Here is a 20,062-nt window from a genome sequence, read left to right on the forward strand (position 1 = left end):
AACGACGATCGCCGACCCCGGCTACTTCTCGATAATACTCTCCTCGACCGCTTCCCCGAAGTGGCGAGCGGTATCCTCGTAGTACAGGAGGAGTTCGTCGCCGGCCTCGAGTTCAGTCACCGCCGTCCGCCCGGTCGCCGTTGCTACCTTGATCGTCTCCGCGTTCTGGAGGAGCGTCTCGATCCGGTCGCCCTCGTCCGTCTCTAAGGCGACGCGGAACATCGGGCGCTGCTCGATCTTGACGCGGCCGACGATGGCCTCGCGCGTGTTCCCGTCCGTATCGACGATCTGGACCTCGTCGCCGCTCTGGAGTTCCGAGAGGTACTTCGTGCCGCCGTCGGGCGTGCGAACGTAGGCGTGAACCGCCCCCGCGTTGACCCGGAACGGACGCGAGGCCACGTATGGCGAGTCGGCCGTCTCGGCGTGGACGAAGACTAGCCCGCGGCTCATCGAGCCGACGAGCATCCCCTCGTCGTGTTCGAGCAGGCTGCCGGTGTCGACGCAGACCCGGTCTGCGCTGCCGATCTGCTCGACGTCGAGCACCTCGGCGAACTCGAGGTCGAGCGACTCACGTTCGGCCTCGTCGCGGACTTCGACGGTTCGTCTGATCTCGTCCGGATCGTCCGAATCGAGGAGAACGGCGTCGGAACCGAGTTCGAGCGTTTCGAAGGCGGTCTTTGCCTCTTCGGCGGAGGTCACGCCCGCGACCAGGTCGGTCTCGTCGCCGATACGGGCGATCAGGTTCTCGAGCGGGATGATCGTCCAGTCCTCGCCGATGACGATTGTGTACTCGCCTTCCTCGGCGGCCGTTTCGGCGAAGGCTTCGTACTCTGTATCCAGGATTCGGACGTACGCGCCGCGGTCGAGGTCGCCGTTCCGCCGAAGCGTCGAAAGGTCGGCCGAGCCCGAGAAGTCGTTCGGGAGGTCGATCGTCGCGTCGCCCTCGCCGTTCTTGCCGACGATAATCGCGTCGGGATCGGCTACTGAACTCGCGGCGAGTTCAGCGTCGCCGTCCGCGTCGGTGTCATCGGTCTCGGCGTCGTCGACCAGCGTCACGTCGCCATCGGTTCGGAACGCGGCGACGTTGATATCGCCGAGTTCGCGCACGCGTTCGACGTCGTCCTCGTCGACCAGCACCCAGTCCGCGCCGGCCTCGAGCGCGGCGGTGATCCGCGCACGACGGTCGTTCCAGTCGCCGACGGTGTCGTCGGCTTTGATCCAGACGGATCGTGTCATGACTCGACGGTCAGTGGGAACCGGCTTGAACGTGGCGGATCTGGCAGGCGATGACGACAGTACAACACCCCCACGGCGATCGGCGAGGTTGCGTCGCTCGTCACAGTTGTCATAATCATAGCAATAGTATCGATAGTAGCAATGGTAACGATACTTTCTTAGAAGTGAATAATATCCGGTCGGTACTGCGTTTTTGTATGGGTCAGCGTCAGTTCAAACCCGAAGAAACGGCGGAGTCGGTCTCCGTCGAGCAGGCAGTGAGTCGTCTCAATGTCGACGCGCTCGGCGAGGTTGCTGGGACTGCGTTCGACCATGCGGGAGAACTGGCCGCATTCGAGTTCGGTCACACCGCCGCCGTCCTCGGTGCGATTCGACTCGCGAGTCGGCGCAGTCGACACGCGACACTCGAATGTGAGCGGCTCGCGGCCGTATTCGGCGTCGACCCCGATTCGATTCGGGGAGCCGACGCGATGATTGCGAGCCATCTGACCCCACCCGCTGACGCCGCGGAGATCCGAACGCTCCGCCGGCACCTCATCGTGACGGAGGAACTGCTGACTGCGGTCCGGTCCGCAACGCAGCCCCGTCCGAACTGCCGCCCTGCACTCGCTGCTGCTGCGCCCTGGCTCCTCGGCCGGGCAGAGCGAGCGACCACGTGCTCCGATGACGCCGCAATCGGACTCGACGAACGAGCCCTTCGCACCCACGCCGCCCGCATCCGACGCGATCTCGAGCTAGCTCGGCTCGGGACGAAACTCCACGCGCTGGTCGTCGAAGAGCGCTAAGCTGTCCGGCCGTTTCGTTTTGCCGCTGTCTCACTCCCCATCGACCGCCGAGAGCTTGTGTTTGAACGCGCGGTAGGCGTTGTCTCCTTGCTCCGTGAGCGAGACGACGCGACGGCGGCCGACCGACTCGATCGTGACGTACCCATCTGCTACCAGCGGGTCGAGAACGTGCGTATCGAGGACGCGAAACGCCCCCTTGTCCTCGCCGGCCCGCTCCTCGGGCGACTGGCGATCGGCCATGAACGAGAGCCCGCGATCCCGCGCGAACTCGATGAGGTCTTTCTTCTTCGGCGGCGCGGTCCGATCCGCGTGGAACCCGTCCCACTCGCTCGGATCGCGGAGAAACCCGAGAACCGCGACCTGGTCGGGCGTCGGCGAGTCGACCGGATACGTCGGCAGCCGTTCGACCGCGGCGATGCCGGTCGAGGCCGGTTCCCGTCTGCCGTCGTGAGCGTAGGATTCTGGTTCCACGTAGTACGCTCGCGCGTCGGTCGAGCCGTCCATACACGCGATCGTCGCCCCGATCGCGGCGATCGTTCCCGCACCGGAAACGTTCACGGAGACGTCGTCGTCCGGATGCTTCGAGGCGATCGTCGTCACGGCCCCCAGCACGGCGTAGACGTCCGTCAGATCGCATGCCCACGTCCGAACCTCGGGAACGATCGCGTCGAGTTCGTCGCGCAGGTCGGCGTGATAGGTCGGCTGGGAACGATCCGCCGTCCGTCGCTCGGAGTCCTCGGAATCCTCGGCGACCTCGGCGACCTCGGTGTCCGCCGCCGCTTGGGTTCGAGATTCATCAGTGTCCGCAGTCGGTTCGAGCAGATAGACCAGGTCGGCCCGCTGGGTCCGGATCGGCTCACAGATCCGATCGTACTCGTAGCCGAGCGGCACGATGTGAACTCGTTTCACCACGTCCATACACTGACGAGACGTGGCGTCGAAATAACACCTGTTGTCTCGAGATTTTCAGCGCCGTGATCGGTTCCGCTCTCCGGTGACGGACGGCGAAACGTTGAGAACGGTCGCGTTCCTACGAGGGATAGATGGCCGCCTACGATGCGATCTGTTTCGATCTCGATAGAACTCTTTGCGAGGCGACGCAGGATCCCGAGACCGTGCTCGCGTCGACGTTCGATCGCGCCGGCGTCGATCCGTTCTGTACGCCGGCTGATCTCAGGGACGCGATTCCGGCGCTGCCGACGACCGGGACGGCTCGCGAGTTCTATGAGGCGCTGTTTACGGAAGTCGTGGCCCGGACTCGGACGCCGACGAGTTCAGGAGGCGGATCTTCGCCCGGTCACGACGCCGCAGCGCGGCTCGCCGAGTCGTATCTCGAAATCCAGGACCCGACGGCCGTCCGATTTCGCCCCGGTGCGAAGGCAGCCCTCGAACGCGCTCGCGATCTGGGACACGTCGGGCTCATCACGAACGGCGGCCGGGAAACCCAGACGCAGAAACTGCGGGCCTTGGGCATCGAGGACGCCTTCGACGTTCGTGTCTTTACCGATCCGGACGCCGGAATCTTCCCCAAACCCGACGCAGCCCCCTTCGAACACGCCCTCGCGGCGCTCGAGGCGACGCCGGAAACGGCGATCCACGTCGGTGACTCGCTTCACGCCGACATCGGCGGTGCCAACGCGATGGGCCTCGATTCGGCCTGGGTTGATATCGACACCGAAACCCAGAACGAGCGCACAACACGACGCGACGGCCCAACGGCACACGAACGCAAGCTTCAACCGACGTACGAACTCTCCTCGCTGGAGACGTTCGAAACGATCCTCTGAGGTCTTCGTGAGACGCCGCCCCGTTACGCTGTATTCGACTCCAGAAGATCCGTGTGAACGACCGCCCGATACTGGCTGTCGGTCGCATCCTGGAGGCGTTTGAGCAACGCCGCCGCATCGGCGAACGTTTCCGGAAGGTCGAAAGGGTCGTCCGCCTCCTCGTCGCGCTGCTTGCAGAGTTTCGTGAACGCAAGCAGCGTCTCGTCCGTCCCGGGCGGGGCGTAGACCGTGGCGATATCCGTCGTCACCTGCTCGCGCCAGTGATCGACCACGGATTCGGCTTCGCGCCGCGTCTGTCGCTTTTGCTCGACGAGTTCGGTCGCGTCGATGCCGGCGTCACCGAGCACGTCGTCGAAGACGTCCTGGAGTTCGTCGGTCTCCTCTTCTATATACGGCGCGTCGGCTTCGGCCTCGATCAACTGGGCGAAGGCCTCCAGTTCGTCCCGCCTGACGGCGACGGGATAGACGAACTCGTGGGTGTCCTTCGGCAGCGTATAGGAGTTGCCTTCGGTCCCCTGTTCGCCGGGGCCCGACTGGCCCAGCATCAACTCGAGTAGTCCCATACCTAAAACAGGTAGCGAGAGGCGAATAAGTGTTCCGCGGTCGGGTCGCTGGTGCCGCCTTGGTCGCCGCGCGCATTACCACTCGTCGCCGAGGGCCGCCTTCGCGCCGCCGAACTCGCTCGCAGTCGTCCACGTTCTACCGCTGGCCGCATGTTCGACCTCGTAGGCCGCGCCGCAGTTGCCACAGCGATACCCCTCCGGGGAGCGGACGGGCTTCGAGGCCCGGTGGCGCTGTGCCGTCCAGTCGCAGTCGGCGGCGAGACACCGCAGGACGTACCGCGGCTCGGTGAACGAGCGACAGTGGCGAGGGGCGTCGAGTTCAGTCGCGCGCTCGCGAAATCGCGGGCCGTGTCCCGATTCGCCGAAGCGGCGAAACTCCCAGGCGTGGACGAGTTCGTGTCTGATGATGCTGGCGAACTCGGGCCAGTCGTAGCGGTCGTAGGCGCGTCTGGCGAGGATAATGGTCGCGGTTTCGCGGTCGGCGTGCCAGCGACACGCACCGGCGCGGCGTTTCGCCCGGGTGGAGACGGTCCATTCGAGCGCCGAGAGATCGAGTTCGAAGTCGGCGTCGGCGAGGACGTCGCGGGCGTGAATCCGTGCGCGGGCGATGATCTCGTCGTCGATCGTCAACTGGGTGTCCTCTCCGTCGGTCACGGGTACGCGGTGGCAAACGGACGGGGAGCGTGAAATTCTTCCGATCAACGGTCGAATCGGCCGGCCTCCGGAGCGTCTTTGGCCGCTCGCCACGATCCCACTCGCATGACCGATTCCGGATCCGGCTTCGACTCTGAATCCGACCCCGACCCCGACCCAGATCCCGTTCCCGATCTCAACCCCAACATTCCGGAGCCCCGCAGTCCGGACCCCGACGAGTTCATCCGTCCGTCCGCACTCGTCCTTCCCGCCGTCGCCGAGCCGCCGCTGGCCGAGCGCCGTCCCTGGCTCGAGCGTGCCGACCTGACCGACGCGCTCTCGATTCCGGGCACCGAGACGCCGCTGTACCTGACCGCGGACGGCGTCGCGATCACGACGACCGGCATCGGCAAGAGCGACGCGGCGACGACCGTGACGGCACTGCTCGCCGCGCCCGCTCTCGAACTCGACTCCGCGTACGTCGTTTCGGCGGGTATCGCCGGCGGGCCGCCCGAGCGGGTCGCCCTCGGATCCGTCGTGATCGCAGACGCGGTCGTCGACTGGGATCGAAAGCACCGCTGGGATCGGACCCAGACCGGCGCGTCCGACGGTGGCGATGCGCACGGGGATGTCGGTACTGCCGCCGATACCGATCCCGCCGCCGGCCTCGACCTCCTCGCGTACCGCCCGCGCGATTACGTCCACCGCCTCGACACCGAACTCGTGGACGCGGCGCTCGAGGCCGCCGCCGACGCGACCCTCGACTCCGACCCGGCCGCCCGAGCCTACCAAGACGAGTACGAGTTCAGTGACGCGCCGACCGCGGGGCCGACCGTCGAGCGGGGCACGACCGTCTGCGGCGACGAGTTCTGGCACGGCCCGCGCTACGCCCGCGAGGTCGCCTGGCTCTGTGCGGCCTACGGCGTCACGCCGTACCTGACGACCCAGATGGAGGACGCGGCGACGGCGACCGCGCTCGACCGGTTCGGCCTGCTCGATCGCTACCTGAGCGTGCGCGCGGTCGCGAACTACGACCGGCCGGCTCCCGGCGAGACCGTCGAAGAGAGCTTCGACGGCACCGCCGCCAGTCTCGACCTGGCGCGCGAGAACGCCGCCCGTGTCGGTCGGACGGTCGTCACTGAACTCGTGGCGAGGGATCCGCTCGGGATCGGGACGAGTTCGGCCTGAGAACTTAGACTTCGAGCGCCAGTCCGGCCTCGGTCAGGGCGTCCTCGGTCGAGAGGTCGTCGTGGACGACGCCGGAGACGGCGCGGGTGATGGCTTCGGGTTGCTCGTGCTGGAAGATCGATCGTCCCATCGAGACGCCCGAGCCGCCGGCGTCCATGACGCCGCGGACCATCTCGACCGTCTCGCGGTCGGTTCCCCGCGAGCCGCCGGCGATGACCACCGGCAGACGCGTCGATTCGACGACGTGCTGGAAGCTCTCGGCGTCGCCGCTGTAGCCCGTCTTGACGAGGTCCGCACCGACTTCCTCGGCGAGCCGGACCGCGTGGCCGAGCGACTCCGCATCCGTCGAGTCGACGCCCGGCCCGCGGGCGTAGGCCATTGCGAGCACCGGGATCCCGAACCGGTCCGCCGTCTCGGTAACCTCCGCGAGCTGGGTGAGCTGGTCGGGTTCGTAGTTCGAGCCGACGTTGATGTGGAACGAAACGGCGTCGGCCCCGGCTTTGATCGCTTCTTCGACGGTGCCGGTCATGCGTTTGTCCTGCTCGTCCGGCCCGATGGTCGTCGAGCCGTTGAGGTGGACGATGTAGCCTTTCCCGTTCTTGTTATCGTGGACGCGGGGGGCGATCCCCTTCTGCGTGAGCACCGCGTCGGCCCCGCCGCGGGTGACGCCGTCGATGGTTGATTCGATGTCTTTGAGTCCCTGGACGGCACCCATCGTGAGGCCGTGGTCCATCGGGATGATTACGTACGAGTCGTCTGTACCGATCCGGTTCAGTCGCGCGTCGAGTCCTGCTGTAGTCATTGCGAGTGTATAGCAAACTTGCGGTTATGGCTGTTCTGGTTCCGGTGCTTCTTCCCGTCCGCGGCGCGCACCCTGCTTGAGTTCGCGCGCCTTGGCCTCGAGTTCGGCCGCCGCGGGTGCATCGCCTGCGCCGTGGTCGGCTATGATGTCGACGAGCGCGCTGCCGACGATGACGCCGTCCGCGCCGGCGGCGACGATCTCAGCGGCGTGGTCGCCCTCGCTGACGCCGAAGCCGACCGCCTTGGGTACGTCGTAGCCGGCAAGGCGAGTTAGGCTGTCGTGGGTCGCGTTCGAGACGTCCGCCCGCGCACCGGTGGTCCCGAGACGGGCCTGGACGTAGGCGAAGCCCGAGACCTGGGACATGATGCGATCGAGGCGCTCACCCTCGGTCGTCGGCGCGACGATGAAGACGAGGTCGATATCGTGATCGTCACAGGCGTCCCGAAGCGGGCCGGCTTCCTCCGCGGGGAGGTCGGGGACGATGATGCCCGAGAGGCCGGCGTCGGCCGCGCGTTCGACGAACGAGCGGACGTCGGGTTTGTCCCGCGGCGTCGTTGCGCCACCTTTCGAAGCGCGTGACGCCTCGCTCGGCCCGTACTGTAGAATCATGTTGTAGTAGGTCATCACCAGCAGCGGAGCCTCGGTCGAGAGGTCGTCGACGAGGTCGAAGAACTGTGCGGGCGTCGTTCCGGCGTCGAGCGCGCGGTTGATCGCGGCCTGGATGGTCGGCCCCTCGGCGGTCGGCTCCGAAAAGGGCAGTCCGAGTTCGATCAGGTCCGCGCCGCCGCGGTCGAGTGCCTCGACGTACGCCTTCGTGTCCTCGAGCGAGGGGTCACCGGCGGTGATGTAGGTGATGAGTGCAGGGTGGTTTTCGCGGATGGCGGCCTCGATGTCGCCGCCCGTGGTCGCCAGTTGCTCGCCGCCGTCGGCTCGCAGATCGCGGGCCACTTCGTTTTCCGTTCGCTCGGACCGGGACGCTCGCGTCTCGCGGCTCATGCGTCGAACACCTCCACGTCCGGCGCGGCGTCGAGGTCACGCTTCTCGGTCTCTTCGAGAACCGTCTCCAGATCCTTGTCGCCGCGCCCGGAGACGTTGACGACGACGAGGTCGCCGAGTTCCTCGTGGTTCTCCTCTAGGTATCCGAGCGCGTGACTCGACTCGAGCGCCGGAATAATCCCCTCCAGATTCGAGAGGCGGTGGAAGCCGTTGAGGGCGGTCTCGTCGTCCACGCTCGTCGGCGTGACCCGGCCGGTCTCGACGAGCCGCGAGAGTTCGGGGCCGACGCCGGCGTAGTCAAGGCCCGCACTCACGCTGTGGGACTCGACGATCTGCCCGTCGTCGGTCTGGAGGAGCTTCGTCAGCGCGCCGTGGAGGACGCCGTCGGTCCCGGTCGAGAGCGTCGCCGAGTTCGGCGCGACGCCCTCCTCCTCGTCGATGTCGAGGCTCGAGCCGCCGGCCTCCACCGCGTAGAGGTCGACGGACTCGTCCGGCACGAACTCGTGGAACGCTCCCATCGTGTTCGAGCCGCCGCCGGCGCAGGCGACGACGCTATCTGGGAGTCGCCCCGCTTGCTCCTGGATCTGTTCGCGGGCCTCCGCGCCGATGACGGACTGGAAGTCCCGCACCAGTCGCGGGAACGGGTGCGGGCCGACGACGGAACCGATGACGTAGTGGGTGTTCTCGACGGTGGTCGCCCAGTCTCGAAGCGTCTCGTTGATCGCCTCCTTCAGCGTCCCGCTACCGGCCTCGACCGGGTTGACCGCCGCGCCGTTCATCCGCATCCGGTAGACGTTCGGGCGCTGGCGGTTCACGTCCGTCCGCCCCATGTAGATCTCGCAGGGCATGTCGAGGTGGGCCGCCGCCATCGCGGTCGCCGTGCCGTGCTGGCCCGCCCCCGTCTCGGCGATGATCCGCTCTTTGCCCATGTACTTCGCGAGCAGCACCTGCCCGAGCGCGTTGTTCAGCTTGTGTGCGCCCCCGTGGACGAGATCCTCGCGCTTGAGGTAGATCTCGCGGTCGTAGCGCTCGCTGAGTCGGTCCGCGTGCTGGAGCGGCGTCGGCCGTCCACCGAAGTCGCGCATGCGCTCGCTGAACTCGTCCATGAACCCGTCCTCGTTCTCGAGGACGTAGCGCTCGTAGGCGTCCTCGAGTTCCTGGAGGGCGGGCATCAGTGCCTCCGGTACGTACTGGCCGCCGTAGTCGCCGAACGTTCGCTTGCGGTTGGCTTGGTCGGCGGACGCGTCTGCGTGGTCTGATTCGGTGTTGCTCATGTCTGTGTCTGAGTCTGTGTTTCTGTCCCCGTCTCTGTCTCCGCCGTCGCTCGTACCAGCGCTCGCGTGTTCGCGGTAACGTCGGTGTCGCCGTCGTGGTCCATGATCGCGCTGCCGACGAGCAAGGCGTCGGCACCGGCCTCGCGCATCCGGCGAACGTCCGCCGGTCCCGAGATTCCGCTCTCGGCGATCAGGGTCACGTCGTCAGGCACTTCGGGTGCAACCGACTCGAACGTGTCGAGATCGACCTCGAGTTCGGCGAGATCGCGGTTGTTGATCCCGATGATCTCCGCGCCTGCCTCGAGTGCGGATTCGAGTTCGGCCTCGTCGTGGACCTCGACGAGCGGCTGGAAGCCGCGGTCGCGGGCAGCGGTGACGAGTTCGTCGAGTTCAGCCTCAGAACGCGTCGCGTTCCGGCTGGCTCGCGAATCGGTCGGTTCGCGAACGCCGACGAACCGGGCGATCAACAGGAGCAGATCGGCCTCGACGACGTCCATCCCGGCCTCCTCAAGCACGAAATCTTTCCGAAGGACCGGAACGTCGACGGCCTCCCGGACGCGGGTCAGCGCCTCTGGCGAGCCGCCGAAGTGAGTCGGCTCGGTGAGAACCGAAATCGCTGTCGCCCCGCCCTCGACCATGGCCGTGGCGAGTTCGACGGGGTCGTCCTCGCGAGTGCCCTCGCTCGTCGGACTCGTCGGCTTTACCTCCGCGATTACCGGCACGCGACCGTCGCGTTCCGCTCGGTCGATCGCGTCGGTGAGCGACCGGGAATCGACCGCAAGAGGGTCGCGCTCGGCAGTGTCGTTGCGCTCGCTGGCGGCTGTAAGGATGGACCGCACCGCGGGTGCGAGCTCCCTACCCTGAGTCATTATTGTACATCAACGTACTCTTTTGTACAAAAACCTTGCGTCATCGGCGGTGCTCACGTTAGTGTGCGACCGGCGACTATTCAAGGCCGTGTCACCTACGGGCGCGCATGGAGGACGCTACGGACGCCGGTATTTACGCGCGCGAATCGTCGTATCTCGACCGATACGTGCAACTCGGTGCCGCCAGCGGACGGGTGTTGAGCGTCTCCGTTCCCGACACGCCCGAATCGAACGCCGAGGACGACCACCCGGTTCTCGACCGCATCTTCGAGTACTTAGACGGCCTCGATCCCGTCGCGTTCGATGATGTCCAAGTTGCACTGACGGTCCCCACGGACCAACGGGCGGTCCTCGAACAGGTCCGCGAGATCCCCTACGGCGACCAGCTCGACGTCGAGACCCTCGCGCAGGTCACGCCGACGCTCGACGCCGACGAGCAGTCCGACCACACGACCGTCCGAACGGCGCTCGCTGAAAACCCGGCTCCAATCTTGATCCCCGACCACCGCGTCCGCGACGGCCCGAGTGCCCTTCCGCCGGCGGTCGAACAGAAATTACGCTCGCTCGAGGAGTTGTAGGCCAGCTATTCCGACTCTCGATTGGATACACTCCTTCGCGTCGCCCACTCGAGTTCGAGTCCCTCATGAACCACGAACTCGAGGGCGTTGATCAGGTAGTGTGCGACGATGACCACGAGCAGGCTTCCGGTGGCGATAAACACCGCCGCGAGTACGAACCCGAGCGCGCCCGTGACGGCGACACCGACCGATCCCTGCATTCCGTGGCCGAGCGCAAACGCAACCGATGAAACGACCGCGAGCAGCCACGGCGACATGTCGAATCCCGTTGCGAACACGCCGATCAACGCGCCGCGAAAGAGCAGTTCCTCGAACACGGCGATGATCGGAAGCACGACCAGCAACAGCGTGAGCCAGCCGCCGGTCGTGTCCGGTGCCAGCATCGACCGCAGCTGCTCGTCGTGGTCGAACCCGACCCGCTCTGCGAACGCCGCCCCGAGTTCGTTCGCCGCGTAGAGGGCGATCCCAGCTCCCGTCCCCAGCGCCAGGCCGCTCGTGAGATACACGAGGCTGAACTCGATGCCGAGCGCGCTCGCCGGAATCGCAGTGAAGAGGATCGCTCCGAGGAGGACGACCAGGAACAGCCCCTGCGAGGCGGCGACGTTTGCCAGGAGCAGCCCCGTCGAGAGGTCGTCGGGATCGAGTTCGGCGTGGCCGGGGTGGCGGTGCCCGTCGTCGGTGCGGATGGATCGATCGTTTCGGGAACTCGACCCGTCGTCGCCCGTCGACGGCTCCGCGTTCTCGGGCGTGTCTACCCTGCCATCGCCGTTACTGTCGCCACGATCGGGCTGATCGTGGCGGTCGTGGCGGGTCCCCGCGTCCGACCTGTCGGTCACTGGGGACGACCGCTCGCTGAACTCGTCCGCGTCGCCGTCGCGGGTCGCCTGCGGCGCGTCGAACGCTTCGAGTCCGTTGTCGGTTTCGGTGGTGTCGCCTGCGGGAGAATCGGCGTCGGAACTCGAAGAAAACGATGTCTGTGTCAGGTGTGAGAGAACGAGCAAGAGCACGAGGACGACGACGGTCAGCCCCGCAAACGCCGTCCACTGTGCCATTAGTCTCGTCTGTGCTTACTGCGGGCTCGGGTTCGAGCCGCCGGCGGAGCCGACGGACTGTTGCTCGAACGCCGTGCCGGTGATCGACTTGAGACGGTCGAGTAGCGAGTCCTTTTCGGGTTCGCCCTCGAGGGCGACATCCAGGACTTCGCTGATGTTCGAACACGGCACGATGTCGATCATCTCCTCGTACTCGTCTTCGATCATCACGTCCTGTTCGTTCGCCGCGGGGATGATGACCGTGCTGCAGCCGGCCTTGGCGGCGGCCTCGATCTTGTGCGTGACGCCGCCGACGGGGAGGACGTCCCCGCGGACCGACAGCGAGCCGGTCATCGCAATCGACTGATCGACCGGGATGTTTTCGAGCGCGGAGATGACGGCCGTCGCCACCGTGATGGAGGCGGAGTCGCCGTCGACACCCTGCTGTCCGGCCTGGACGAACTGGATGTGGATGTCCTTCTCCGAGAGGTCCACGTCGGAGAACTTCTTGATGATCGCGGAGACGTTCTGGACCGATTCCTCGGCCATCTCCTGAAGCTTCCCGGTGGCGATCACCTGTCCGCCGCCCTGTGCGGGCGCGATCTCGGCCATCACGGGGAGCATGATACCGGAGTCCTCGCCCATGACGGCGAGACCGTTGACGCGGCCCTCGACGCCGTCTTCGGTGACCTGCAGTTCGTAGTCCTTGCGCCGCTCGATGTAGTCGTCGGCGAGCTGTTGCTCGATCGAGCGCGAGCGGCCTTTGGCCTGCAGCACGTCATCGCGGGTGGTCAGATCCCGATCCTCCGCGCGGGCGATGTCGCCTGCGACGCGGACCAAGCCACCGAGACTGCGGAAGTGAAGCGTCAGGTGGTTCTTCCGGCCCGACCGACGCTTCGCCTCGAGGAGCAGTTCCTCGACGGCCTCGTGGGTGAAGTGAGGTAGACGGCCGTCGCGTTCGACCTCCTGGGCGATGAAGCGGGCGTACTTGCGCCGCATCTCGGGCGTATCCTCGATGGTGTCGTCCATGTACACTTCGTACCCGTACCCCTTGATCCGGTTCCGGAGTGCAGGGTGCATGTTCTCCATCGCGTCCAGGTTCCCGGCGGCGATCATGACGAAGTCACAGGGGACGGGTTCGGTCTGGACCATCGCGCCCGAGGAGCGCTCGGACTGGCCCGTGATCGAGAACTCGCCCTCCTGGATCGCCGTCATGAGCTTCTGCTGGGTGCGCACGTCGAGCGTGTTGATCTCGTCGACGAACAGCACGCCCTTGTTGGACTTGTGGATCGAGCCCGGCTCGACGCGGTCGTGAGACGGCGTCTCCATCCCACCGGACTGGAACGGGTCGTGGCGCACGTCGCCCAGCAGCGCACCGGCGTGGGCACCGGTCGCGTCTTCGAACGGCGCGGTCCGCTTGTCGCCGTTGTTGACGATCATGTTCGGCACCATCGCGTCCGTGCCGCGACTGGTGTACCGGAAGATCAGCCAGATAATCCCCGCTGCGAGAATGCCAAGGAGGGGGTTGACGGGGCTGATGATCGCGTACCCGATGATGACTGCGATGATGATCCACATCAAGATCGAGCGCATCTGGTTGCGCTTTCGCGCTTCCTCTTTGTGCGCGTCGATGATCTGCTCACCCTTTCCGGCGGGAACGGTCCGCACCTTCGGCTCGTTCCCGTCGTCCGGGTTGTGATAGACCAGTACGTCCTGTAACTCCTCTTTCGGCAGGAGTTGACTCATCGCCTTCGCCAGCATCGACTTGCCGGTCCCCGGCGAGCCGATCATCATCACGTGACGGCGCTGTTTTGCCGCCTTGATAATGATGTCTCGTGCTTCGTCCTGCCCGATGACCTGATCGACGAGTCGATCCGGAACCTCGATATCTTCCGTCGAGTCGATTTTGAGACCGCCCAGAAGGTCGTCTTCGGCGATCTCCTCGTCTATCTCGACGCCCGGATCGACCTCGACGGAACTGCCGAGATCGTCGACGGTCTCGACATCGTCGGTATCGTCGCGCCGATTGTCGTCACCGGCAGTATCTTCGTCACCGTCGGTCGGCGACCGTTCTCCCTGACGCTCCGTGGACTGTGACTGCGACTGTGGCGTAGACTCCGGGGGAGACGGCGTCTGCGGCGAGCGCTCACGGTCGCGCCCGTCCTGCACACGCTCGGACTCCCGTCCACGCTCACGCTCCTCGTCCTGTGCCTGCTCTTCGCGTGGCACAGTCCCAGAGGCGTCCTCGGGAGGGTCGTCAGCGTTCGTATCGTTGCTCATAGAACTCTGTTCGGTATCTGATTCGAAGGGATTGCCACTGATATACTTTCTCCATATGAAGAACCGCTAGTAGTGCCGAAAACGCCAGTTCTGGGCCATGTGCGTTCGTTTCTGATCCGCCACCGAGTCTGGCCGTCGTCCCGGAACGTGATGGGCACCCAACGGCTCCCGCCCGCTTTCGAGTCGTTTCACCGGTACCGGTTCGTTCCCACTCTCGATCCGCCCAGTAATTCTTCCACAGTGCCGTAACTCGCCACGCTTAAGCGTACTGCCCGAACATTGTTCGGCATGACACGGGGGTTCTACATCGGTCGATTTCAGCCCTTCCACAACGGCCACTACAACATGGTCGAACGAATCGCAGCGGACGTCGACGAACTCGTGCTCGGCATCGGGAGTGCCGACCACTCACACACCGTTCGAAACCCGTTCACCGCCGGCGAACGGATCATGATGATCACCAAGTCCCTCGTCGACACCGACCTCGTGACCTACGCCGTCCCCATCGAGGACCTCGATCGGAACTCCGTCTGGGTGAGCCACGTCCAGAGCATGAGCCCGGACTTCGATGTCGCCTACTCGAACAATCCGCTCGTCATCCAACTGTTTCGCGAGGCCGGCATCGATATCCGCCAGTCGCCGATGTTCAACCGCGACGTACTCGAAGGCTCGGAAGTCCGCGAACGCATGATCAACGACGGCGACTGGGAAGCCCTCGTCCCCGAAGCCGTCGCCGAAGTCGTCGACGAAACCAACGGTCTCGAACGTATTCAAATGGTCAGCGATTCCGACTCGAACGGCGAATGATTACACTCTCCTCAGACTTCGGCACCCCCTATCCGGCAGCGATGCGCGGTGTCCTCTCGCAGCGTACCGCGGCTCGACTCGTCGACGTCGCCCACGACTTTCCGCGGCAAGACATCCGAGCAGCCGCCTTTTGGCTCCACGAGACGCTCCCGTACTTCCCCTCCGCCGTCCACCTCGTCGTCGTCGACCCCGGCGTCGGCACCGACCGAAACGCACTCGCCATCCGTGCGGGCGATCACGTCCTCGTCGGCCCCGACAATGGCGTCTTGCTCCCTGCTGCCCGCCGACTTGCAGCAACGACCAGCGCTTCCGAGCCGACCATCGGCTCCGGACTCGACGCATACATCATCGACGACACACAACTCGATCCGCCAGCCGTCGCCGGCCACCAGCAAGCCACCGACCCGTCCGGCCCGAGTTCACCATACACCACCTTCCACGGTCGAGACGTCTTCGCCCCCGCTGCCGGCAACATCCACGAGTTCGGCCTCGACCGCCTCGATGCGCTCGCCGAACTCGCGTTTCTCGAGCCAACGTCGACCGTGACGCCGCTCACACTGCCGGACGCGACGGTCGCGGACGGTCGCGCAACCGGCGAGGTGCTGGTCGTCGACGACTTCGGAAACGTGATCACGAACGTTCCGGGATCCTTCCTTGCGGACTGCGAACGCGTGCGTGTAAACGGCGAGCAGGTGCCGGTCGCAACGACCTTTGGAGCCGTTCCCGTCGGGGAGCAACTTGCGACGGTCGGGAGCCACGGCTACGTTGAACTCGACGTGAACCAGGGACGCGGGGACGAGACGTTCGGCCTGGCAGTCGGTGCATCAGTCACCCTCGAATCGGCGTGAAAAGCAGCCCCGACGCGTTGTTAGCTCACTAACGTCGCTCGATCTGGATAGATGACGATCTCCCCATCGTCGTAAATCGTAATCTCACATTGTGAGAAGCAAAACGAGACCGAGCCTGTTCGCTCGTCGACTGCGCACTGTCGTGTCGTCTCACACCAGTCGACGACGAGTGCGTTCAGAGCGTCCGGATCGATGCTGTCCGCGAGTGGCTCGAGAGCGGCTGGATCGACGCCATGAATCGACGAGACCGCGAGGGGAAGTGCCGTCGTTACCGGCTCGTACTCGCGTTCATCACACCACATGTGATAGGTCTCGCTCTCGGCGTTGTAGTAGACGGTTTGGTCAACCGCCTCGGCGACCGGCGTCAGTCGATCTGAAGGGGCCATGCCGGACATAACGATCGGTAGTCTCGAGTGTTAACACTTAACATTATTGGCCAGTCAGAGTCGCCGACACAGTACGGAAACCGAAGAAAAGGCGAGAGCGAGTTATTCCGCGGCGATGACGTCGTCGATTCTGACGATCATCGTCGCAGCCTCGGTCGCACTCTCGATCGCTTCGCGCTTGACATCTGCCGGATCGACGACGCCGAACTCGAGCGGGTCGTCGATGGTCACGTCTTCGCCATCGGTGATCAGGCCAGCGCGGCCCTCGGAGTCGTGCGCGGCGCGGAGATCGACGAGCGCGTCGATCGGGTCCTGGCCGGTGTTCGCCGCGAGCGTGCGCGGGACGACATCGAGCGCGTCCGCGAAGGCGGTGACGGCGAGCTGTTTGCGGCCCTCGATACCGGCGGCTTCCTCGCGGACCTTGTTTGCGATGGCGATTTCGGTCGCGCCAGCGCCGGGAACGACTTCACCGGAGGCGAGTGCGGTCGCGGCGACGTCGAGTGCGTCGCCGATCGCGCGCTCGAGTTCGTCGACGATGTGTTCGGTGCCGCCGCGGACGAAGACGGTGACGGCTTCGGCGGCCGCGCCGCCCTCGACGAACGCGAGGTCGTCGTCGCCGAAGTTCGCGGTGCGGATGCGGTCGGCTTTGCCGAAGTCGGCTTCTTCCAGGTCGTCGAGTGCGCCGACGCGGGTTGCGCCGGTGGCGGAGAGAATGTCCGCGGTGTCGCTGCTGCCGACGTTCTCGAAGACGAGGATGCCCTCGTTGGCGAGGAACGTGCTGACGCGGTCGTCGACGTCTTCGGTAGTGACGACGACGTCAGCGCCGCTTTCGGCGACGGTTTCGGCGTAGCCCTGGACTTCGCTTTCCTCGGCGTCGATGGCGGCGTTGAGCTGGTCGATGGAGTCGATGGCGTACTCGGCGTCGACGTCGCCGGTGCGGACGCCGAGTTCGACGTCGAGGACGGCGATCGAGGCGTCCTCGATCTCGGTCGGCATGCCGTCGTGGGCGGGCTCTTCGTCGATGACGATGCCGGGGACGAGTTCGGTCGCGTTCGAGGAGGCACCGATCTGGGTGTGGACGGTGACGTTCTCGCGGGCGACGCCCTCGTCGGACTCGACGTGGCGGACGGCCTCGACGACGGTTTCTGCGAGCGATTCGGCGGTGAGACCGCCGGTGCCCTTGCCGGTCATGCTGGATTCGGCGACCTGTTTCAGGACCTCGTCGTCGACGGCGGCTTCGCTGATCTGTTCGTCGATGGCGTCGAGGGCGATCTCGGCGGCTTCGTGGTAGCCCTCGACGATGGTCGTCGCATGGACGTCCTGTTCGATGAGGTCTTCGGCCTCCCCGAGCAGGTTGCCAGCGATTACGCCCGCGGTCGTCGTCCCGTCGCCGACTTCCTCTTCCTGGGTCTCGGCGACTTCGACGATCATCTGGGCCGCGGGGTGTTCGATGTCCATCTCGTTCAGGATGGTCGCCCCGTCGTTGGTGATGACGACCTCGCCGCCCGAGTCGACGAGCATCTTGTCCATGCCGCGGGGGCCGAGGGTCGTCCGTACCGACTCGGCGACCGCCTTGCCGGCCATGATGTTGGACGATTGGGCGTCCCGGCCCTGTGTTCGCTGACTATCCTCGCTCATAATGAACATAGGCTGTCCGCCCATGCGTCGCTGTTGTGCCATAGCTGAATCCTCACTAACTATGTCGTCAGCACTTCTATATAAGCGTTTCCCTCTCGCACCCACTCCGTCTTGCGATTCCCTGTATCGCGTGCCCGCGTGGCCCGCGCAACGACGAAGTCGGTAGCAAAATATGGTTCGACTCGAAACGATGGGGTGGGATGCTGGAGCTGGAACACGGGTTTCGCGTCGTCGATAGCTACGCACGGCTCACGCCCGATCGACGCGAGCAGCCCCGCGGTCGGTCGATCACCCCCGACCGACTCGAACGGGAGATGCATCAGGCGGGAATCACCAGGTCGATCGTCTTCCCGCCGGCGACGCCGGAAACGAGCTACGTCGCCCCGAACAACGGCGTCGCCAGACGAAGCGTCGACCGTCCGTTCGTCGCGTTCGCTCGCATCAACGGCACCCGCCGCCCCGGTAGCACCGCAACGAATTGCCTCCACAACGCCGTCGCTCGCCGCAAAGAGTTCCATACGACCCCCGAAGACGTCGAAAAATACGCCTACGACGACCGGTTTCACGGCTTCGTCCTCGACCCCCTCACCGACGACCTCCCCGACGAGGACGTCCTCGACACGCTCGAAGAAACCGGCCTTCCCCTGCTCGTCCGTGGAAGCGCCGACGCGACGCCAGCTGAACTCGCGGAGACGATCCTCGGCCGCTCGTTTCCCGTTATTATCGCTCACTTCGGCGGGCATCCCCTGGATCGCTCGAAAATGCACGAGACGATCGATCTGCTCGCTGAGTTCGACGACTGCTACGTCGAGACGAGTTTCGTCAAGTACCGTGACCTCCTCGAGCGCGCCCTGCTCGAACACCCGGATCGAGTTCTTTTCGGAAGCGGCGCGCCCGCCTGTCATCCGAACGTCGCCGTCATGGAAATCCTCACGCTCGATGTCTCGGAGGACAAACTCTGGCGTGCCTTTTCGAAGAACGCCTGCCGCGTGATCGACGCGCTCGCACCGGATGCCTACGTGTAGCCGGTTCGACGGTATTGGTGTCCGTCGGTTCTACGTGTAGGCAGTTCGACGGTATTGGTGTCCGTCGGTTGTCCTCGTCTTCTGCTCTCCGCTCTCCGCTCTCTGCCCATCTTCTGCCCACTTCTGACCGCCTTTCACCGCCGTTCCGGAACTGCTCCCGACGCCCTGCGTCCGGTTCCGGTCGCCGTTTCGGTGATCCTCGATTCGTACCTGTAGCCGCACTAACTCGACTGCTGCGAGGAGTGACGCCATTTATGGTCGTGCCTCGATACCCACTACGTATGGACCACGGACGACCGTCCCGATCGCCAGCCCTGCACACGATGCGGTCACACCTCCACGCAATCGATGGGATATAACCTCACCCAGCGCGTCGGCGACCGCCTCGCGATCTTCCGAATCTACTGTTACGGCCTCTGCATGGGCACCGCCGACGCCCTCCCCGGCGTCTCCGGCGGCACGATTGCCCTCCTACTCGGGTTCTACAGCCGTCTGATAACCGCCGTCACCGCCTTCACGCCCGGCCGCCTCCTCGACATCCTTCGCGGCTACGATCCCGACCGCCGCGTCCGGGCACGCGAAGCCCTCCTCGAACTCGATCTCCCGTTCTTGCTTCCGCTCGGCGTCGGCGTGTTCACTGCCATTGCAATCATCGGCAGCGTCGTCACTTCGCTCGCAACCTCACACCCCCTCGCACTCTTCGGGTTCTTTATCGGCCTGATTGCCGCCTCCGCCGTCGTCCTCTTTCGAAGCCTCCCGTTCTCGACCACCGAACACGTCCTCGCCGCGGGTGCTGGTACCGGCCTGGCCTTACTCGTCGCCAGCAACGTCCTCCAACTCCCCGGACAGGGCCCCGTCCGCACCCTCCTTGCCGGCGCTTTCGCCGTCAGCGCCATGATTCTACCCGGCGTCTCCGGCTCGCTCATCCTGATCCTCCTCGGCCAGTACGTCTACCTGATGTCCGAACTACACGCGTTCCTCAACGCGCTTCACGAACTCGTCTCGACGACGGGAACGCTCCAGACGCTCGTCGCCCCGGGCACGACCGTGATCCTCTTCGTCATCGGCGGCGTCGTCGGCCTCGTCACGATCGCCCGCGTCGTCCGCGCGTCGCTCGACCGGCACTGGACGCTCACGATGTTGTTCCTCGTCGGCCTGATCGCCGGCTCCGTTCCCGCGCCGCTTCACGAAATCGGCGATACGCACGCCTGGTCCCCCTCCGTCATCTTCCTGACCGTCGTGTGGGCGGCCCTCGGTGCACTCGCACTGTTCGTCCTCGATGAACTCGCTGGCGGGTTCGATCCCGAGTAAGGAGCGAGCAGTATCGGTTATCGAT

20 protein-coding genes are annotated in these 20,062 nt (G+C 65.3%); 8 read left to right on the top strand and 12 right to left on the bottom strand.

Annotated elements, in window-relative coordinates; all coding sequences use genetic code 11:
• Positions 1-21: 21 nt before the first annotated feature.
• Positions 22-1,236, bottom strand: a complete 1,215-nt coding sequence (locus tag SM755_RS13840) for a 3-dehydroquinate synthase II (protein ID WP_323173163.1) — start codon at positions 1,234-1,236, stop codon at positions 22-24.
• A 197-nt stretch (positions 1,237-1,433) separates the two neighbouring features.
• On the opposite strand from SM755_RS13840, the gene SM755_RS13845 reads away from it, so the two are divergent.
• Complete coding sequence (locus SM755_RS13845) at positions 1,434-2,021, top strand: hypothetical protein (protein ID WP_323173164.1); 588 nt, start codon at positions 1,434-1,436, stop codon at positions 2,019-2,021.
• 30 nt (positions 2,022-2,051) lie between these two features.
• Here SM755_RS13845 and SM755_RS13850 read toward each other — a convergent pair whose 3' ends face one another.
• Positions 2,052-2,939, bottom strand: coding sequence for a DUF6293 family protein (locus SM755_RS13850; RefSeq protein ID WP_323173165.1), 888 nt, complete (start codon positions 2,937-2,939; stop codon positions 2,052-2,054).
• A gap of 125 nt (positions 2,940-3,064) precedes the next feature.
• On the opposite strand from SM755_RS13850, the gene SM755_RS13855 reads away from it, so the two are divergent.
• A complete protein-coding gene (locus SM755_RS13855) occupies positions 3,065-3,808 on the top strand; it encodes an HAD family hydrolase (protein ID WP_323173166.1) in 744 nt (247 codons plus the stop codon).
• Between the two features lie 23 nt (positions 3,809-3,831).
• On the opposite strand, the gene SM755_RS13860 is transcribed toward SM755_RS13855, so the two are convergent.
• Together SM755_RS13860 and SM755_RS13865 are read right to left on the bottom strand one after the other, a co-directional pair.
• Positions 3,832-4,371, bottom strand: coding sequence for a hypothetical protein (locus tag SM755_RS13860; protein WP_323173167.1), 540 nt, complete (start codon positions 4,369-4,371; stop codon positions 3,832-3,834).
• Positions 4,372-4,446: 75 nt separating this feature from the next.
• Positions 4,447-5,025 carry a SprT-like domain-containing protein gene (locus SM755_RS13865; protein WP_323173168.1) on the bottom strand — a complete coding sequence of 193 codons (579 nt, stop codon included), beginning with the start codon at positions 5,023-5,025 and terminating at the stop codon, positions 4,447-4,449.
• 105 nt (positions 5,026-5,130) lie between these two features.
• Here SM755_RS13865 and SM755_RS13870 point away from each other — a divergent pair, with 105 nt between their 5' ends.
• Complete coding sequence (locus SM755_RS13870) at positions 5,131-6,192, top strand: phosphorylase (protein ID WP_323173169.1); 1,062 nt, start codon at positions 5,131-5,133, stop codon at positions 6,190-6,192.
• 4 nt (positions 6,193-6,196) lie between these two features.
• Here SM755_RS13870 and SM755_RS13875 read toward each other — a convergent pair whose 3' ends face one another.
• Genes SM755_RS13875 through trpC form a run of 4 tightly spaced genes read right to left on the bottom strand, consistent with a single transcriptional unit; the run spans position 6,197 to position 10,133 of the window.
• Positions 6,197-6,994 (bottom strand): 2-amino-3,7-dideoxy-D-threo-hept-6-ulosonate synthase, encoded by a 798-nt coding sequence (locus tag SM755_RS13875; RefSeq protein WP_323173170.1) that lies wholly within the window; start codon positions 6,992-6,994, stop codon positions 6,197-6,199.
• Positions 6,995-7,018: 24 nt separating this feature from the next.
• Positions 7,019-7,990: a tryptophan synthase subunit alpha gene (trpA, locus tag SM755_RS13880; protein ID WP_323173171.1), complete on the bottom strand. Its 972-nt coding sequence runs from the start codon at positions 7,988-7,990 to the stop codon at positions 7,019-7,021.
• Entirely contained in the window at positions 7,987-9,264 is a 1,278-nt protein-coding gene (gene trpB, locus SM755_RS13885) for a tryptophan synthase subunit beta (RefSeq protein WP_323173172.1), read from the bottom strand. Before trpB ends, trpA begins: the two co-directional genes overlap by 4 nt.
• Positions 9,261-10,133 carry an indole-3-glycerol phosphate synthase gene (trpC, locus tag SM755_RS13890; protein ID WP_323173173.1) on the bottom strand — a complete coding sequence of 291 codons (873 nt, stop codon included), beginning with the start codon at positions 10,131-10,133 and terminating at the stop codon, positions 9,261-9,263. Before trpC ends, trpB begins: the two co-directional genes overlap by 4 nt.
• 107 nt (positions 10,134-10,240) lie before the next feature.
• Between trpC and SM755_RS13895 the strand changes: the two genes are divergently transcribed.
• Positions 10,241-10,711 carry an MGMT family protein gene (locus SM755_RS13895; protein ID WP_323173174.1) on the top strand — a complete coding sequence of 157 codons (471 nt, stop codon included), beginning with the start codon at positions 10,241-10,243 and terminating at the stop codon, positions 10,709-10,711.
• A 5-nt stretch (positions 10,712-10,716) separates the two neighbouring features.
• Here the strand turns inward: SM755_RS13895 and SM755_RS13900 are convergent, their stop codons facing one another.
• The gene (locus SM755_RS13900) at positions 10,717-11,763 is read right to left on the bottom strand and encodes a CPBP family glutamic-type intramembrane protease (protein ID WP_323173175.1); all 1,047 of its coding nucleotides are present in this window, start codon (positions 11,761-11,763) and stop codon (positions 10,717-10,719) included.
• Positions 11,764-11,778: 15 nt separating this feature from the next.
• Positions 11,779-14,022 carry an ATP-dependent protease LonB gene (gene lonB / locus SM755_RS13905; RefSeq protein WP_323173176.1) on the bottom strand — a complete coding sequence of 748 codons (2,244 nt, stop codon included), beginning with the start codon at positions 14,020-14,022 and terminating at the stop codon, positions 11,779-11,781.
• 288 nt (positions 14,023-14,310) lie between these two features.
• On the opposite strand from lonB, the gene SM755_RS13910 reads away from it, so the two are divergent.
• A complete protein-coding gene (locus SM755_RS13910) occupies positions 14,311-14,829 on the top strand; it encodes a nicotinamide-nucleotide adenylyltransferase (protein ID WP_006664811.1) in 519 nt (172 codons plus the stop codon).
• Positions 14,826-15,677 carry an SAM-dependent chlorinase/fluorinase gene (locus tag SM755_RS13915; RefSeq protein ID WP_323173177.1) on the top strand — a complete coding sequence of 284 codons (852 nt, stop codon included), beginning with the start codon at positions 14,826-14,828 and terminating at the stop codon, positions 15,675-15,677. The genes SM755_RS13910 and SM755_RS13915 overlap by 4 nt, the downstream gene beginning before the upstream one ends.
• 20 nt (positions 15,678-15,697) lie before the next feature.
• Here the strand turns inward: SM755_RS13915 and SM755_RS13920 are convergent, their stop codons facing one another.
• Complete coding sequence (locus SM755_RS13920) at positions 15,698-16,072, bottom strand: HalOD1 output domain-containing protein (RefSeq protein WP_323173178.1); 375 nt, start codon at positions 16,070-16,072, stop codon at positions 15,698-15,700.
• Between the two features lie 93 nt (positions 16,073-16,165).
• Entirely contained in the window at positions 16,166-17,710 is a 1,545-nt protein-coding gene (thsA, locus tag SM755_RS13925) for a thermosome subunit alpha (protein WP_323173239.1), read from the bottom strand.
• Between the two features lie 191 nt (positions 17,711-17,901).
• Here thsA and SM755_RS13930 point away from each other — a divergent pair, with 191 nt between their 5' ends.
• Together SM755_RS13930 and SM755_RS13935 are read left to right on the top strand one after the other, a co-directional pair.
• Positions 17,902-18,726, top strand: coding sequence for an amidohydrolase family protein (locus SM755_RS13930; protein WP_323173179.1), 825 nt, complete (start codon positions 17,902-17,904; stop codon positions 18,724-18,726).
• 348 nt (positions 18,727-19,074) lie between these two features.
• Positions 19,075-20,037 carry a DUF368 domain-containing protein gene (locus SM755_RS13935; RefSeq protein WP_323173180.1) on the top strand — a complete coding sequence of 321 codons (963 nt, stop codon included), beginning with the start codon at positions 19,075-19,077 and terminating at the stop codon, positions 20,035-20,037.
• Positions 20,038-20,062 lie beyond the last annotated feature (25 nt).

Source organism: Natrialba sp. PRR66 (assembly GCF_034808065.1).
In the GTDB taxonomy this organism is placed as follows: domain Archaea; phylum Halobacteriota; class Halobacteria; order Halobacteriales; family Natrialbaceae; genus Natrialba; species Natrialba aegyptia.